Below are 633 nucleotides of genomic sequence, written 5' to 3'. Positions count from 1 at the left end.
AGCCGTTAAGTTTCCCGGTGCTTGCCCTGGCTTCTCGGACCTTGAAGCCCAGTTTACCAAGTTCTTCTTGAAATTTGGTTAAGTCAAAACCCTGCATTTTCTTCAGTACGCTGTTCATGACTTCCTTGATTTCCTCTTTGTTGGCTTTGCCGATGTCCTGCGACTGCACGAAGTTCCGCTCCTTGGCTATGGCGTTGGCGGCTTCCGTTGCCCGTTTTCCTATCCAGTTGTCCCGGTAGAGTTCCCCGGAAAGGGATATCCGGTTTGCCAGTATGTGCAGGTGGGCTTGTTCTTTCTTGCTCTCTGTCCCACTGTGTTTGATGATGATGTACTGGTGGTTCATCAGTCCCATGCGCTGCATGAAGTCGTTGCCAAGTTCTGCCCAGTCCGCATCGGTGAAGCTGGAACTTTCCTCTATCGAGGGGCTGACCTCAAAACGCAGGCAGTTGTTCTTTACGTTCGGAAAATCAGTGAAGTAAGGTTTCATCTCCTGCACCATTTCCGCACCCGTACACCCGTAAAGCTCATGCCGGGCTATCTCGGTGGCTGCTGCCTGCCCGTCTATCTCCTTGGCAAGGTCATACTCCAGTGCCGCCACGCCATGTGATATGCTTTTCCCTTTCCCTATCATCG

The 633-nt window shown here is 52.0% G+C and carries 1 protein-coding gene; it reads right to left on the bottom strand.

What is annotated here, in order from left to right; genetic code table 11:
• The coding region (mbpB, locus tag HMPREF2794_RS00665) for a mobilization protein MbpB (RefSeq protein WP_070750550.1) at positions 1 to 631 on the bottom strand (631 nt) is incomplete at its 3' end.
• Positions 632 to 633 lie beyond the last annotated feature (2 nt).

Source organism: Bacteroides sp. HMSC067B03 (assembly GCF_001811315.1).
Taxonomy (GTDB): domain Bacteria; phylum Bacteroidota; class Bacteroidia; order Bacteroidales; family Bacteroidaceae; genus Bacteroides; species Bacteroides faecis.
This window is presented reverse-complemented; position numbering and strand designations above follow the sequence as displayed.